This is a genomic window from Paenibacillus sp. PastF-3 (assembly GCF_029893135.1).
Lineage (GTDB): Bacteria > Bacillota > Bacilli > Paenibacillales > Paenibacillaceae > Paenibacillus_AQ > Paenibacillus_AQ nitricinens.
In genome coordinates this window covers 427,560-442,052 of the sequence record NZ_JARXWM010000004.1, presented here as the reverse complement: position 1 = coordinate 442,052, position 14,493 = coordinate 427,560, and the positions used below count along the sequence as shown (strand labels likewise).

The 14,493-nt window shown below is 44.8% G+C and carries 19 protein-coding genes; 15 read left to right on the top strand and 4 right to left on the bottom strand.

Going from position 1 to position 14,493, the window contains the following annotated elements; translation table 11 throughout:
• The first annotated feature begins 5 nt into the window (after positions 1-5).
• The 12 genes from M2444_RS11470 to M2444_RS11415 all read left to right on the top strand — a co-directional run bounded on the left by M2444_RS11470 (position 6) and on the right by M2444_RS11415 (position 9,993).
• Positions 6-332, top strand: coding sequence for a phage baseplate plug family protein (locus tag M2444_RS11470; protein WP_280786998.1), 327 nt, complete (start codon positions 6-8; stop codon positions 330-332).
• Positions 322-1,116, top strand: coding sequence for a phage protein (locus tag M2444_RS11465; RefSeq protein WP_280786997.1), 795 nt, complete (start codon positions 322-324; stop codon positions 1,114-1,116). The genes M2444_RS11470 and M2444_RS11465 overlap by 11 nt, the downstream gene beginning before the upstream one ends.
• A complete protein-coding gene (locus M2444_RS11460; RefSeq protein ID WP_280786996.1) occupies positions 1,113-1,529 on the top strand; it encodes a Gp138 family membrane-puncturing spike protein in 417 nt (138 codons plus the stop codon). The genes M2444_RS11465 and M2444_RS11460 overlap by 4 nt, the downstream gene beginning before the upstream one ends.
• Entirely contained in the window at positions 1,514-1,879 is a 366-nt protein-coding gene (locus M2444_RS11455; protein WP_280786995.1) for a DUF2634 domain-containing protein, read from the top strand. Before M2444_RS11460 ends, M2444_RS11455 begins: the two co-directional genes overlap by 16 nt.
• On the top strand, positions 1,872-2,969 hold the full coding sequence (locus M2444_RS11450; RefSeq protein ID WP_280786994.1) for a baseplate J/gp47 family protein: 1,098 nt from the start codon (positions 1,872-1,874) through the stop codon (positions 2,967-2,969). Before M2444_RS11455 ends, M2444_RS11450 begins: the two co-directional genes overlap by 8 nt.
• Before the next feature lie 2 nt (positions 2,970-2,971).
• Entirely contained in the window at positions 2,972-3,811 is an 840-nt protein-coding gene (locus M2444_RS11445; RefSeq protein ID WP_280786993.1) for a putative phage tail protein, read from the top strand.
• Positions 3,811-4,107: a hypothetical protein gene (locus tag M2444_RS11440; RefSeq protein ID WP_280786992.1), complete on the top strand. Its 297-nt coding sequence runs from the start codon at positions 3,811-3,813 to the stop codon at positions 4,105-4,107. Before M2444_RS11445 ends, M2444_RS11440 begins: the two co-directional genes overlap by 1 nt.
• Before the next feature lie 13 nt (positions 4,108-4,120).
• Positions 4,121-7,933 (top strand): hypothetical protein, encoded by a 3,813-nt coding sequence (locus M2444_RS11435; RefSeq protein ID WP_280786991.1) that lies wholly within the window; start codon positions 4,121-4,123, stop codon positions 7,931-7,933.
• A 13-nt stretch (positions 7,934-7,946) separates the two neighbouring features.
• Positions 7,947-8,753, top strand: a complete 807-nt coding sequence (locus tag M2444_RS11430) for a hypothetical protein (protein ID WP_280786990.1) — start codon at positions 7,947-7,949, stop codon at positions 8,751-8,753.
• 102 nt (positions 8,754-8,855) lie between these two features.
• Complete coding sequence (locus tag M2444_RS11425; protein WP_036689635.1) at positions 8,856-9,050, top strand: BhlA/UviB family holin-like peptide; 195 nt, start codon at positions 8,856-8,858, stop codon at positions 9,048-9,050.
• A 26-nt stretch (positions 9,051-9,076) separates the two neighbouring features.
• Entirely contained in the window at positions 9,077-9,355 is a 279-nt protein-coding gene (locus tag M2444_RS11420) for a phage holin family protein (protein WP_280786989.1), read from the top strand.
• An 11-nt stretch (positions 9,356-9,366) separates the two neighbouring features.
• Positions 9,367-9,993 (top strand): lysozyme, encoded by a 627-nt coding sequence (locus M2444_RS11415; protein WP_280786988.1) that lies wholly within the window; start codon positions 9,367-9,369, stop codon positions 9,991-9,993.
• A gap of 70 nt (positions 9,994-10,063) precedes the next feature.
• On the opposite strand, the gene M2444_RS11410 is transcribed toward M2444_RS11415, so the two are convergent.
• Positions 10,064-10,291, bottom strand: a complete 228-nt coding sequence (locus M2444_RS11410; RefSeq protein ID WP_280786987.1) for a hypothetical protein — start codon at positions 10,289-10,291, stop codon at positions 10,064-10,066.
• 140 nt (positions 10,292-10,431) lie between these two features.
• Between M2444_RS11410 and M2444_RS11405 the strand changes: the two genes are divergently transcribed.
• Positions 10,432-10,905 (top strand): YhjD family protein, encoded by a 474-nt coding sequence (locus M2444_RS11405; RefSeq protein ID WP_280786986.1) that lies wholly within the window; start codon positions 10,432-10,434, stop codon positions 10,903-10,905.
• Positions 10,906-10,944: 39 nt separating this feature from the next.
• On the opposite strand, the gene M2444_RS11400 is transcribed toward M2444_RS11405, so the two are convergent.
• Positions 10,945-11,286 (bottom strand): DUF4236 domain-containing protein, encoded by a 342-nt coding sequence (locus M2444_RS11400; protein WP_280786985.1) that lies wholly within the window; start codon positions 11,284-11,286, stop codon positions 10,945-10,947.
• Positions 11,287-11,716: 430 nt separating this feature from the next.
• Here M2444_RS11400 and M2444_RS11395 point away from each other — a divergent pair, with 430 nt between their 5' ends.
• Positions 11,717-11,923, top strand: coding sequence for a transcriptional regulator (locus M2444_RS11395; RefSeq protein ID WP_280786984.1), 207 nt, complete (start codon positions 11,717-11,719; stop codon positions 11,921-11,923).
• Positions 11,924-12,022: 99 nt separating this feature from the next.
• On the opposite strand, the gene M2444_RS33555 is transcribed toward M2444_RS11395, so the two are convergent.
• The gene (locus M2444_RS33555) at positions 12,023-12,367 is read right to left on the bottom strand and encodes a DUF4236 domain-containing protein (RefSeq protein ID WP_481857489.1); all 345 of its coding nucleotides are present in this window, start codon (positions 12,365-12,367) and stop codon (positions 12,023-12,025) included.
• Between the two features lie 304 nt (positions 12,368-12,671).
• Here M2444_RS33555 and M2444_RS11385 point away from each other — a divergent pair, with 304 nt between their 5' ends.
• Complete coding sequence (locus M2444_RS11385) at positions 12,672-14,006, top strand: DRTGG domain-containing protein (protein ID WP_280786983.1); 1,335 nt, start codon at positions 12,672-12,674, stop codon at positions 14,004-14,006.
• A gap of 96 nt (positions 14,007-14,102) precedes the next feature.
• Here the strand turns inward: M2444_RS11385 and M2444_RS11380 are convergent, their stop codons facing one another.
• Positions 14,103-14,423 (bottom strand): YtpI family protein, encoded by a 321-nt coding sequence (locus M2444_RS11380; RefSeq protein ID WP_280786982.1) that lies wholly within the window; start codon positions 14,421-14,423, stop codon positions 14,103-14,105.
• Positions 14,424-14,493 lie beyond the last annotated feature (70 nt).

The window sequence follows — 14,493 nt, the reverse complement described above, 5'->3', positions numbered from 1 at the left end:
GAATTATGGAATTTATCGAGATAGAGAAGGAGAACATTCCCTATCGTTTTGACATATCTATCGCTGGTGAAATGTTTGGTTTTGAAGTCCATTACAATGCCGACTATGATTTTTTTACGGTGGATCTTGAAAAGAATGGAGAGGTGCTGGTATATGGGGAAAAGTTAGTTTATGGACAAACGCTCTTTTATGATGTCCAGGACAATCGATTCCCAAAATCACCTATCGTTCCTTGGGATGAATCGGAAAGAAGCAAAGCGGTAACATGGGAGACGCTTGGTATAAGCGTCTTTTTGTATGTTATTGATAAGGATGAGGAAGATGGCGAGTAAAAATTTTGGGCGTGTCGTGGAAATTATGACTGCCAACATGAAATTCACTCTTGATAAATACACGATGGAAGGCACAGTGCCATTTGACAACGATGCTGTTCCTAATGAGTCGGAACTGAGGATATGGAATCTAGCGAAGACAACTATAAATAACCTCAAGCGTAACGGTGTTCTGATGGTGAATGCTGGTTATACCGGAGATGTTGGACTTATCCTCCATGGTCGTATTTCATCGGTCCGAACCAAATGGGAAGGCGTGGATAAGATAACCACGATTTATGTCTTAGATAGCGAGGATCTCTCTAAACGAGAGGTTACGGAAATTGCTTTTGCAAAGGGAACACTAGCCAGTGCGATTATTAAGCAGATGGCGGGATATATCGGTTTGCCTGTAGCGCAAATGACGCTTAACCAGGATTACAGGTATCAAGATGGTTACACAGCAAAGGGAAAAGTTACTGATATCATTTCGGATGTTTGTAAGGACTGCGGGACATCTTGTTATATCAATCAAAGCAAACTCTATGTTCGGAATATTCGTAAGGGAGCCGATTCGGTATTCTCTCTATCTTCAGAAACGGGCCTAATTGGATCTCCGGAATATTTCGAGGACAACGGCATTCAAGGATACAATATTTCCGCGCAGCTACAACGGAGGATCACAACAGCGTCAGTTATTGATTTGACTTGTCGGGAGTGGTTGGGAAAGCTGCATGTTCGTAGCGGAAATCACAAGTTTTCGAATACTGGGGATTTCATTACGACAGCGGAGGCGATCATGTGAGCAAATCTAATGTGGTGGCAGTGCTAGGAAGAATGTTTTCTGAAAATGCAGCTGGGCATAGTGAAAATGTCAGCGTAGCACTACCGTGCAAAGTGTTGTCATTTAATGCTGATACGTTGACCGCATCTGTACAGCCTTTACTTAAATTGTCCAACGCTGAACCGGCACCCATTTCCTCTGTTCCGTTCATAGGCCAGCATTTTAAATTTAGTCTCGACATTGGAAACGGACTTAGAGAATACGAAACTATAATGCGTCCGGTACTTAAACGTGGTGATACCGTATTTGTCGTATGTGCAGACGCTGAAATAAAAAACACACTGACAGGTAAAGTTGCAGCCCCGGATACTGCCAGGCGGCACAGCCGAAATGACGCGGTAATTGTGGGGGTGTTTCCGTGTTCACTGCTTTAAAACTTGATGATACTGGTGACATCACACTTCTAACTGGACAACTTCAAATGGTTTCGGGTACAGAGGCAATTGTACAGCGTTGTAGAATCATTCTTGGGACACATAAGGGAGAGTGGTTTTTGAATCCAGAACTCGGAATCGACCACTCTAAATTCTTTGGAAAGCATGTTTCCAAAGAAGAGATGCACGATGAAATTGTCTCGGGACTTATGCAAGAGTCGCATATTCAAACTGTAGATTCAGTAGATTTTGTCATTGATAGGGTTAACCGACTAGTTACCGTATCATTTACGGCAACGGGAATAGATGGTGAAGCTATAACAGCTGAGGGGGTGGGGATCGGTGGATGAACAAGGTTTTAAACGAATGCGTTTTGCTGATTGGTTTGCCAATATGGAAGATAAGGCAAAGAAGGAATTTGGTGACATTACGGATACTTCTGAGTTATCGACGTTAGGAATTATTCTACGCCTCGGTGCTTGGTATTTGGGTAAGGCTGACGAAAGGCTAGAGGATGTATATAACTCTTCGTCGCTAAATGCTTCCACTGGTGTTAATCTCTACAAACTCGGCGGCAATGATGGTCTATCGGTCTATAGCGAAGAATTTGCAAATGGGAACATTACAGTAAGTGGGACGCCTGGTTATACGCTGCTTACTGGTTTTCTGATTGCTACAGCTTCAGGGGTTTTATTTGAGACAATTGAAGATATCACATTAAACGCTTCAGGGATTGGAACTGTAGAAGTCATGGCTATGGAAATGGGAGCAGCAGGAAACGTGCCAGCCGGGACTATTAATATTATTGTAAATCCTAACCCCGACATACTTAGCGTTACAAATATCGAGGCTACCAAAGATGGTCGGGATCGTGAAACAGATGTAGCTTTCAGGGATAGGTTGTTACAGCGGCGTAAGAATCCAGAAACTAGCGGTAATAAGGCAAACTATATACGGTGGGCGCGTGAAGTCGCTGGTGTTGGGGATGCGAAGGTTTATCGTTTGGTGAACGGTCCTCAGACGGTTCGGGTTGTCATAGTAGATTCGGAAAAACGTCCGGCATCAACAGCGCTTATAGCCGAGGTTCAGAAATATATTGACCCAATCCCAGGGATGGGGGAGGGTCAAGCACCAATTGGTGCGGTGGTGACAGTGGTCTCGGCGTTAGGTAAAACAATCAATACATTTGCGAATGTTTCTCTAGCTAATGGTTATCATTTGCAAGACGTTAAGGTCTCTTTTGCTGCCCGGCTCGAAAAGTGGCGTGCTAGTGCTGCTTTTGTCTCTCCGTATGTCAGTCAGGCGGTGATAGGATCTTTGCTACTAAGCACTGAAGGTGTGTTGGATTACTCAAATCTCAAACTAAACGGCGGAACTGGAAATGTAAGTTTAGCAGATGACGAGGTACCACTCATTGGTGTCGTCGATTTGGAGGTTTGATCATGACCTCAATCATTGATGATATCAGGAGGAAATTACCTGACGTTTATAACAAAGATAAAGATTTGCTAAAACTACTGAACATTCTCGCAGAACAGATCACGATTCATAACGAACGAACTGAGGACGTCCGAGCGCAGTTGTACGCAGAGTCAGCCACTTGGAGTCTTAGCCGTTGGGAAGATGAACTAGGTTTAAAAATCGCGGTTAATGATCCTATAGAAGCACGCCGAAGCCGTGTAATGGCAAAATTAAGAATCAGATTACCTTATTCTGCTTCGATGTTGGCCAGCATTGCGGAGGCATTCACTAATAAGCCTGTTACGGTGACCGTTAATGCAGCTGAGTACACGATTCAATTTACATTCAATGGGGCATTTATCACCGATCCAAATTTCTACGAACAAATTGATAATGCTATTCAGGCTCACATGCTGCCTTTGTACCGTTCTGAATGGGAGTATAAAAGCGGCATTAAGAGTGTCGGAGAGTATTCAGTATTTAATTATCCATTCCAAGCCTTTGCAGGACAGACTGTATATGCTGGAACGCTTTATAATGGCCCAGCCGTCGTCAATATCCCACCGAATCCAGTCTATAACAATGGAACCCTGAAAGCCGCCAATGCCTTCGATAAGAAGTTACAGGCGGCTTTTCCAATTACTAGCTTGGTCTATGCCGGAAGCAGTGGGGTAAGCATCCCGCCTACAGTTAAGCCAAACGACCAGGCGGCGACCTATAGCAACGGTGGGGAGTCCATAAATGCAGCTTACGAGAAGAAGCAACAAAGAGCCTTCAAACTTACCGGCAATACAAACACAGGAACGGGGGAAACGATCTAATGGCCTTAACTGCTGGAACACATACGAAGATGAAGAACTGGTTGCAGAATCTTATTTCACATGGCACGTATCGGATTGGCAGTGCGATTACGATAATGCCTATCCAGACCATTACACAGGTCGGTGACGTAATCACGGTACAGTTCTACCTCGCCGACAACGTAAACGGTACTATTAATAGATTTCAGATAATTGATAAGGACGGCGAGGTTTTTGACGACCAGCCGGACAGTATTACAAAGCCAGCGCTTAACGGTCTGCTGGTAACTTTTAAATACACCATTACGAGAGTATAGGGGGCCTGTTCATATGACCATATATAACAAAACAGCTTGGAAAGACCATATCGTAGACAGTGGCGGGGCTGTAGTTCAGCAAGGTACGCCCTTAAGCGCTGGAAATCTGAATCGTATTGAAGAAGGTCTGGCGAATGCTACCGCAATGCTACCCGGAGAACTAGGAGCAGCTATTGCACATAGTGGTGTACTGGATCACGTAGCCAACGCTACCACTACGTCGCAGGCAACTGCTGCAGGGCAAGTATATTTAAATGGCGGTATTGATTGGGCTAATACATTCGGTGTTAGGGCGTTTCAGTCCTTAATTGCTGGTTCAGTCATACCGTTACCAACTACAGGGATCAATAAGATTTTGCTACCTGCGCCACCATCTGAAGGAACCCGCGACGATCTGGTATTTTTGGAAGCCTGGCGTGATCAATCGACGCAGGCTTGGCAGACGAGAATCCGTATTGCTTCTGGCGTGGATTTTAGTAAGTATTCATTAGATGGTTTTTACGTGACAGGGACAAGTTGGGCAAACGTAAACAGAACTGTAACTGGGCAAGGAGGTAATACCGCGCCTTTAGCACAAAATACTAGTAGTTCTATGTCTGATAGCGGGGCTTTTGTCCCGGCCGGGGTTTCTTCCGCGTTCAATACAAACTACCCGAACACTGATGACCAAGGATTGTATATTACTGGAAATGGCTCTGCAACTTCAAAAGCTAGTTTAAAAACCTACGACGGCTACGTTTACGCAATCCCGTTATTTAAAGTCAACCGTCGAAATTCGGGTGGCTACAGCACAAATAACCCGAACGGGGCGCGGGACTTCTACCAGGTATTAACTACTACCCTTCCCAGCACCAGCGGTTCATTCAATCCAAAAGAAGTTAGACAAGTTTCCGTCCCGAGCACTACGGGTATGAGAGTGGGCGACGTTCTTACCCGCGTGGGCAGTCCGTCCTTTACGTTAGATGTAGTGTCCATTGAGAGCGCAACACTGGTAACAGTAAAAGAATCGTCAAATAACACCGGCAGCTTTCAAGTGGGGGTAACGGGTCAAACCTGGACGCTATCAAAAAGTGACCGCCCAGACGGTTTGTATGCCAACATTATCGATGAACGCGACATAACTGACCTACGGCACAAGACGTACCTGGTGGCGCCATCGTACGAACAGTTGTTGATTGACGGTACAGACCAAATCCTGCGGGGAGCATCCCAAGTTGAGCGTAAAAAGGCCATGCGAAAAACGTACGTGGGCGTACGGAAGACGCCGCTTGATGCTAACCATGTGTTTTATGCTTCACTGGATGGTACTCTAACCGCTGAAATAGGAGGGAAATTAAGCCTTGGCAGTGGTATCTTTCAGCCAGGTGCTACCGGTGGAGCTTACCAATTTAACTTAGATAGCGTAAATCCTGTTGCGTTAGGCGGGGTGCTATCTCCGAATGTTGGTACAGTAGAGTTCTTCCTAAAAAAGCAAGGAAAGGGTACTACTACTGAAGGTATTTTGGAACTGGAAACAACTGAAGGTAAAAGGGCTTTTGCACTTCTTTGTCGTCAGGATGAAACGATACAAGTAGTGGCTTTTACTAGCACAACTTCTGACGATCAAAACCCAGCCGTGTTTGTTCCCTTACCACTAGGCCCTCTTTTACACATTAGGGTTACTTGGGAATTAAATGTAGGGATTATGGTTTATGTAAACGGGAAATTAACTGGTCAAGGAACTTACAATACACCGATGCTACCACCTTCAAAGATACTACTAGGGGCCGTGAGACAGCAAAATCCAGGGGCGGGGATTTCATTCCAAGCTTCTAATAAATTTACTGTATCAGATGTGGTGGTATCATCTGTAAATAGGGGAGCCTCTTTCGCCACGCTGCCGGCTGACTTTATCGCAGGATATGCGGATATTACAGCCGCCTTAAGTGATCAGCGCCGGATTAATAGCGATGCTCAAACTTCCCAGAAATCGTATGCAGCGGCCAAGGTGAAAAATCAGCCGCAAGAACGCTGTATAACAGTTACGAAAGGAACCGGCACGAATACAGCAGCCTGGGAAGCTGGGGATAAAATCAAATTAAAGGGCCTGGCTGGGGAGATTATCGGCGGGATTATAGATGCAGATACAGCGTTAGCAAAAGTTACAGGGTTTACAGATGCTACACACATTACTGTGGACGATGTAAGCAAATTAGCGGTAAATGATACTTTTACCGTTGTTTATTCCACCGGGACTTCAGGCCAGAAGACAATAACGGGTATTGATGTAGCCACAAAGACTCTTACTATTACGCCATATACAGATATCGCAATTCTAGGCGGCACATTATACGAAACCACTGCGAGCAGTTCCAGCCCGGTAGTCCGTGCAATCATTGCTGGTACATCTACTGTAGTACCGGGAACCTGGGCGAACTTGGGAACAAATGAAGCAGAAGTAACAATGGGAGTGCTGCCGGGCGGTCTAGTTGCCCAGGATATCATTATCGAATACAGCCTTAATATGCCAGCAGGCCAGGGGTCACTGTATCAGGTGTTTACGAAAACTCTGGTCGGGGAAGCAAACGGTAAAAAGCTGATTACAGGAACCGTGGCCATTACGGACGATTTCGCTGGCAAGGTTGCAGGCAGTACGACGGCGAACCCACATAAGGCCTATAGTGCTGTAGGTAGTGCGTTAGCAACGCCGTCGGCCCCGGGAACGGAGTTCGCTCAGGCTGATTATGATGCGGTTAAGCTGCAGGACAATTCTCTGAAAGTAACTACAACCAGCGTACCCGGTCAGCAGGCCCAAGTGCTAATATCAGTAGACATTATTCGGGCTTTTGAAGATAAGTACGGGAAGATTCCGGGAGCCTATACGTTAGCTGAGAAAGTAGCATGGTTAAAGGCTAACACAGGAATTAATTATAGTATCTGGGTGTACGGGGCGGGGTCAAGCGGAAATAAGGCGACGCTTTCCTATTACGAAAGTGGAACCTGGGCTACACCTATTGGGGGGATGATTAACACCGGTAACACTGTTGCCCGACTGACACGAAGCCTGTCCCTTGTTAACGCTATAATACAACCGGATGGCCTGGCCCACGCAATTGTCTACGCTGAGTCATCGGACGGTACAACCGCGTCAACTCTGTACCTAGATCACTTCAGTGTTGAATTTTATTTGTACCCCGTAAAGACTGGGTATGATCTTCTAGTGCCAGAAAACCCGCGCCGTGACGCTGGCTTAGCGGGGGTACTGTATGTCCGTAGGCAGACTCGTGAAGTTGAAAGCCTGTTTCCAGGTAATGACGAAGATAACGGTATAGTTGTTATTGGGGACTACCTGCCTACACAGGACTACACTACAGTGATGAATCCTGCTGCCCTAGCGGGTGCTGTTGACGTGCTATTAAGTCAGCAGGGATTCGTAACTACTGCCGGAACAAACAAGGCTTACGGTGATAGCAATAGCTACGCTAATGCTATCGCTCGTCTAATGGGTCCTGGTAGCGACTTGAACTATAAAGTTGACCCGCAAAGCCTTGTTAGCACTCAGACCTTTGAAGGGTCATTTTCTTCCGGGGCAATGCGCTACTGGTATATCGAAGCTCCATACAGTACTGGACTTGCAGCGGCCGCTTATACGGATGGCATCCCTAACTGGGCGAAATCAATAACGGAATTCTTAGGAGGGTATCCGGCCCTGGTTCAGTACAACGGTGAATTGCTACTGCGAATTGCCTTTCGCCCTCGTAGTACACTAGGCCCGGTAGGAATCGGTGGAACAACCAGTATTGTTACATTCTACCGCTTGCCAGGCCGCCCACTAGTCAAAATATAAGGAGGATCACTGCATGGATAACATTACATTTAGCCGCACCGATCACACCGTAACCGGGCTTAACCGCCCGCCCGGTCCTTTTGAATATTCTTTGACTCTTCCCTTTCCGATCACGGTCACGAAGTCGATAGCTGGGGTCAACGGAGAGAAACAAAAGATAGACGAGAACGGGCAGCTGCTGTACAAAGGTGACTTGACTGTAGATGATAACGGACTGGAAACATACAACGAAGTTACTACCGCTCGAATCGCTACAGCCTGGGAGGAAGTAAGCCAGGACTATAACCTGGTCAACGAAGACGGCAGCACGACGCCGATCACGAACAAGGCAAAGGTCGCCATAGCCTGGGACGATCTACAGCCGGTTATGGTTCCGAACATCATATACAGCGCGGTATCTTTTGCAGAGCAACCGAGCCTTTTTACCTTCGACGAGCTGAACGCCGCAAAGTGTGCCAGCCTAGAGAAATCCTACAAAGGTAAGCTGCTGCTTTATTATGACGAAGACTTTAGCCTGGAAAACTTCGCCGTTGACCTGGCAGAGCATGCGGCCAATATGGGCGACGGTGTAATTGCGCTTCACCCACGCGGCAAGTGCCGAACGGTCAAGCTGCCGCTAGGGGAAAGTGTGGATAAAGTGCAGCTGTACCTGGAAGCCCAGGACGGGATCACCGTTGAAGTGGGAGCCGCAGTCGGCAACCTAACCGCAGTCGTAGATGGAGCCGCGCAGCTGCCAAGTGCAGCAGACGCCGTATATATTCGCTTTACCAATACCACTGATAGTTATAAAGAGGTTTACGCTTTTGGAATTTTGGCATAAAGGATATTAGATAGCGCCGCATAGGCGTTTTTATTTTGCCCTCGGATCTCCGGGGGCTTTCACTTAGGGGAGATAGATGGGGGAGGGGCAATCGTGACAGAAATGGATGTACTCAAATATTTTTTAACGCAAGGTCCATTCGCGGTATTATTCGTTTGGCTACTGATCTACGTTATGCGCGCGAATAAAGAGAGGGAGGGACGATTGCAGGATCTACTAGGTAAGTTTTCGGAGAAATACGATGTAATAATTGTGGAGCTGCGTGAAATGAAGGAGCGATTTCCGCACAGAAATTAATAATGATATTGAGAGGATGAATCGAAATGGAATGGAATGCAGTAGCGAATTTTATTAAACCGGAATTATTAATCGTTGTGGCGGTCTGCTGGATCTTCGGGTATATGCTTAAGCAAACACCGCGAGTGCCGGACTGGACAATCATTTATGTGGTCACTTTAGTTGCAATTATCTTAGTCGTACTGATTACTGGCTTTAACGTGGATAGTGTACTTCAAGCGATATTATGTAGTGCAGTAGCTGTGTACGGTAATCAGTTGGTCAAGCAAACCAAAAAAGGTACTGACGAAAGAAAATCTGCATAGGAGGAATGAATATGAGTCGCAAACTATCACAAGTGGGCATTGATCTTATCAAATCATTCGAGGGCTGCCGCCTGAAGGCGTACAAGCCCGTACCGACAGAAATATACTACACAATTGGATGGGGCCACTATGGCCCCGATGTCAAAGAAGGAATGTCCATCACGCAGACAAAGGCTGACAGCATGTTAGTTTCCGATCTAGCAAAGTACGAATCTTATGTTAATAATCCAGACTATGTGCCGGTTACCGCGCTGCTTAATCAGAATCAATTTGATGCTCTGGTAAGCTTCTGCTACAACTGCGGCAACGGTAGCTTAAAAAAACTTTGTGTTGGTCGGACGATAACAGAGATCACTCAAAACATCACTAAGTATAACAAGGGTGGAGGTAACGTACTGGCGGGGTTGGTGCGTCGTCGCAAGGCTGAGTTGGATCTATTCAATAAGACCGTAGAGGCGGTCAAGGAGGTAGAGACATTGGAACTGACTACTTATCAGTGGAATACGTTGCGTGTTCAGGTTAAGGCGTTGCTAGACGAAGGTAAAATCAATGACACATCGTGGTTAAGTAAGATTGATAAAAAGACGCTGACAATATCAGAACTTACATGGCTGACGTTTACAGTTGCTAAAAAATAAGAAACAGGAGACTATCAAAATCTCAAGCGATTGGGATTTTGCCCACTGGCTTCGGCTGGTGGGCTTTTTTCTATTCTGATGTTTCTCCTACAATTCTCAACCGAACTACGCGAGAAACACTTTCCACCTCTTTGTAAGGCAACCAGACTGTTTCCTCAATTGTATTGATTTTTAATCTCTCCGGATCTGCTGACACCTCAGCAATTCCTTTTATTTTATCCCCGTTTTTGAGCCACACAACAACCATTTCCTTCCTAATAGCTGCAACCTTCAAGCTTTGCTTTAGTTTCTTATCCATAGCGTTCTCCTCGGCGGTTTTGATCATTATAAATTAATATTTGGATTTTTGAAATAAATTACATTGATTAGCGAACGAATGTTTGGTTATAATACAAACAAATGTTCTTGTTTTCGGATGCAGTTAATGGAGGGGTATGCTTGAGCAAACTGGACAATAATGAAAGATGGAAAACGAAGATGATCATGACCGAGCATGTTGAGCAGTACGAGGAACAGCAGCGTGAGAACCCAAATAAAATGATAACTACGGAGGAACGCACGATGGTTCGAGACCTCATTTTGCTTCCCTACATAGATACAATGGTCGGCAAGAGCCTGAAGGAACTCGAACACTCCAGCAGCATAATGAAACGTACCTTTTTGATGGCTGGCGAAGCCATACAGCGCCGGATCATGCAGGATACCTATCAACTGCAAAAAGAGCTGAAGCAGCGGAATATCAAAATGCTGGCAGATGAGCAAGATGAATTTATCACGTATTACAAAATCTTTTGCCGAGGATATCAGGAACGCTTTGGATTAACTCGTGATGTTATGCGGACAGAAATCAGCCTACGGCTAACCAAATACACATCAGAACTTGGAAGCATCTTAAAAGAGCACCTGAAATAACGAAATCCCGTCAACCATAATTGGTCGGCGGGATTTTCATTAAATCGCATATGATACAGCAATGATAAGAAGAATGATCGTGCCAAGTATTTTGAATATTTTTTTGTTTATTTTCGCTCTATGTTCCAATTGTTCAGGGGTTAATCTGTTAACAATTGGTGGTGGGGTTTGTAATGTTCGAGATTGAGACACTTTCCCAATTTTCCGAGAATAGGATAATCCAGTTCCGGGAATTGAGACTGTAGCTCGTTTGCCATTTTGTCCAATGCTTATCCTAGCAGCTTTTCCACCTGCGCTAATTCCAATACCTCGTTTACCTACACTTATCCTCATTCCGCCACCTATAGATTTCCGCATTCCATAGATTCCTATATCGTTCATCCTCCCTATTTTTTTGATATATCCACGTTTAACTATTTATTTCGTTTAACCCGTATTAATCCAGCAATACTTAGCGCCAAGGCCGTCAGAATTACGATCCAAGTTATTATCTCCATATATAATTAGCCTCCGTTTATTTTAAAATGTTTTTATGTTAAGATTGGGTGGAGGGAGCCGTTAACTCCCTCCGGGAACCTATTTACGTTTGCCTCGGTGGCTTCGTTTGGTTCCTTTTTTCTTTTCCTTTAGCAAAAGTGCGGCGGTGATAAGCTGGATGATTGCTGTTAGGAGTGTTACCCAATCTTTCATGTGCCCTGTTCACCTCCTTTCTTATCTTAATTATATACTGGTACCACTATATAGTCAAGTGTTTTTATACTGGTATCAGTATATTTTGTGTGGTATTCTTTAAGAAAGGAGGGAAAGATCTATGGAACGGCAAGGTAAGGCATCAACCCGAGCAAAAGACAAATACAACGCCGCAAATTACGATCAAGTAAAGCTTTGGGTGAAAAAGGGCGATAAAGTACGAATTGATGCCGCAGCGAAGGCAGTGGACATGAGTCGCAACGCGTTCATACTCGAAGCGATTGAAGAAAAAATAAATCGTGAAATTGAAGAACCGCCACAGGAATAAAACTGGGTGGTTATTCAAAATTCACTAAAAGAGTGAACAACAAATTCCCAAGCTTTTACGAAATTAAAAACCCCGCCATTTAAAAGGTGGGGTTTAGCTCTATGTAAAGATGATAAGAATCACAATCAACGCAATGAATGCAACGCCTATATATTTAATTATCTTAAGATTTTTGTTTCGGTTCTCAATTTGTTTTGGTGTCATTTCATCCACGTCTAGTGTCGAGTTTTTGCTACGGCCAGAACGCGGTGAATTCTCTCCACCAATTTTCGTAGAGTATGAAAGCCCGGTTCCAGGAAGTGATACTGTAGTCCTTTTCCCACTCGGACCGGCACTTACTCTTGCGCCTTTTACACCTGCGCTAATTCCAACACCTTTTTTACCTACGTTCAACTTTACTCCGCCACCAAGATTGATAGATTTTCTAAATCTAAACGAACCCATATTAATCACTCCAACAAGGAAATTTATTCCTATTGTATAATACATTAATGAATGATGATATATAAGTTATCAGTGTTAGTGTTTGCACTCGTAATGCGTTGTTCCATGCTTAACGCAGTTTATGAAAAAGTAACTAAAAAAATCACAATATTAATGAAAGCACGCGAAAGTAAACGGAAGTTTATTAATAGTGAAGTTATAAATACCCCATAATTATTGCTTTAATGAAAGGTTGCGTAGGCAAGCGAAAGCAGATAATATATGAGTACAGTATAGTACAGATCGGAGTACGGGGGTGTAACAGTTGGAAGGTCAAGGCGATGCAATTACTAAACACGAGCAACTGCTGCAGCATATTGAAAGTCTTAAGGTAGGCTCCAAAATATCTGTTCGTAAGCTTGCAAAAGAAATGCTGGTCAGTGAGGGAACGGCTTATCGTGCCGTTAAGGAAGCTGAGAATCTTGGGATTGTCATTACGAAGGAACGGATTGGTACAGTACGTGTAGAAAAGAAGCCTCGTAATATTTCTGAACAGCTGACATTTGGTGATGTGGTTGATATTGTGGAAGGTCATGTTCTCGGCGGGGCTAGCGGACTGAGTAAACATCTACATAAATATGTAATCGGTGCGATGAAGGTCGACGCGATGATTCGTTATATCGACGCAGACAGTCTGCTCATTGTAGGTAACCGCGATGATGTTCACTCCTTGGCGCTAGAGCAGGGTGCCGGAGTTCTGGTTACAGGTGGCTTCGGGACGAGCCGTGAAGTGAAGGCATTAGCCGACGAACTGGATCTCCCCATCATTTCATCAAGACATGACACGTTTACCGTGGCATCAATGATTAACCGTGCGATTTTTGATAGATTGATTAAGAAAAAAATTATGCTGGTAGAAGATATTGTCGACAGCAAACCGCGTATGATTACGTTAAAAATTTCAAGCACCGTAGGTGAGCTACGACAGATTTCAGAGGAAACTGGAGAGCAGCGTTTTCCCGTTACAGATGAATGGAACCGAGTGATTGGTATTATCGGCCGACGTGAAGTAGAGGACCTTACAGAAAGGCAAAGTATTGAAAAGGCTATGGTTCGGAGTCCGGTTACCGCCGCACTGCATACCTCACTAGCTTCAGCTGCGCAGATCATGATGTGGGAAGGCGTCGATTTCCTACCCATTGTAGATCGTAACCGCAAATTGGTGGGCTCCCTAACCCGTAAAGAGGTGCTGCAAAGTCTGCGGGATGTCCGTAACACTCCACAGCTTGGGGAGACCTTCGATCATCTCATCTGGAACGGTTTTGCGGATGAGCGGGATGAAGAGGGCCGATTGTTTTTCCATGGTTTTATTACGCCTCAGATGGCCACAGACCTTGGTACCATTTCTGAAGGTATATTGTCTACGCTAATGACGCTCTCTGCGTTTAAGGCCGCTAAGGATATTACAGGAAATGACTATGTATTAGATAATATGTCCACCTATTTTATCCGGCCGGTACAGATTGAACACGCCATTATTGTAATGCCGAGACTGCTCGAGATTAGTCGCCGTACATGTAAGCTTGAAGTAGAGATCAGCTATTCAGATACTCTGGTAGCGAAAGCTGTCCTGATGCTACAATCCATTGATCACGGCTAATAGATAATGAATCACAAACATGCTTAAATAGACTGCCCTCATCGATGATCGTGAGGGCAGTCTATTTTATTCTTGTAATCCTATCAGAGGGATAGTCTAGGCTTTCGACTGGTGTTGTTCCTGGCTACGGCTACGGCTGTAGTAACTATAGCTGCGTATTCCTGAGAAGATGTTAAATACACCGATTAGAAGAAAGGCAGCTTCAACAATGATATTAATGGTGGAGCCGCGAAATAGAAACATGGAAATCAGGGAGAGCGTTACGAGCATAGCGCCCAGCATCACATTCATGACGGAGCGTTTTAGCCCCTTATCTTGGGGATTTAAGGCACGGCGAGAGGATAAGCTGTACACAGCAGCGCCGATTACAAAGATCACCAGCAGGATGAACAATAAGTACTTGATAAATAAAACCATGGACAGCCAGCTCCTTTATCATGTCGTGCAAAAGCCTTGAAGTAATTTCCACTTTTGTCTGTCCATTATT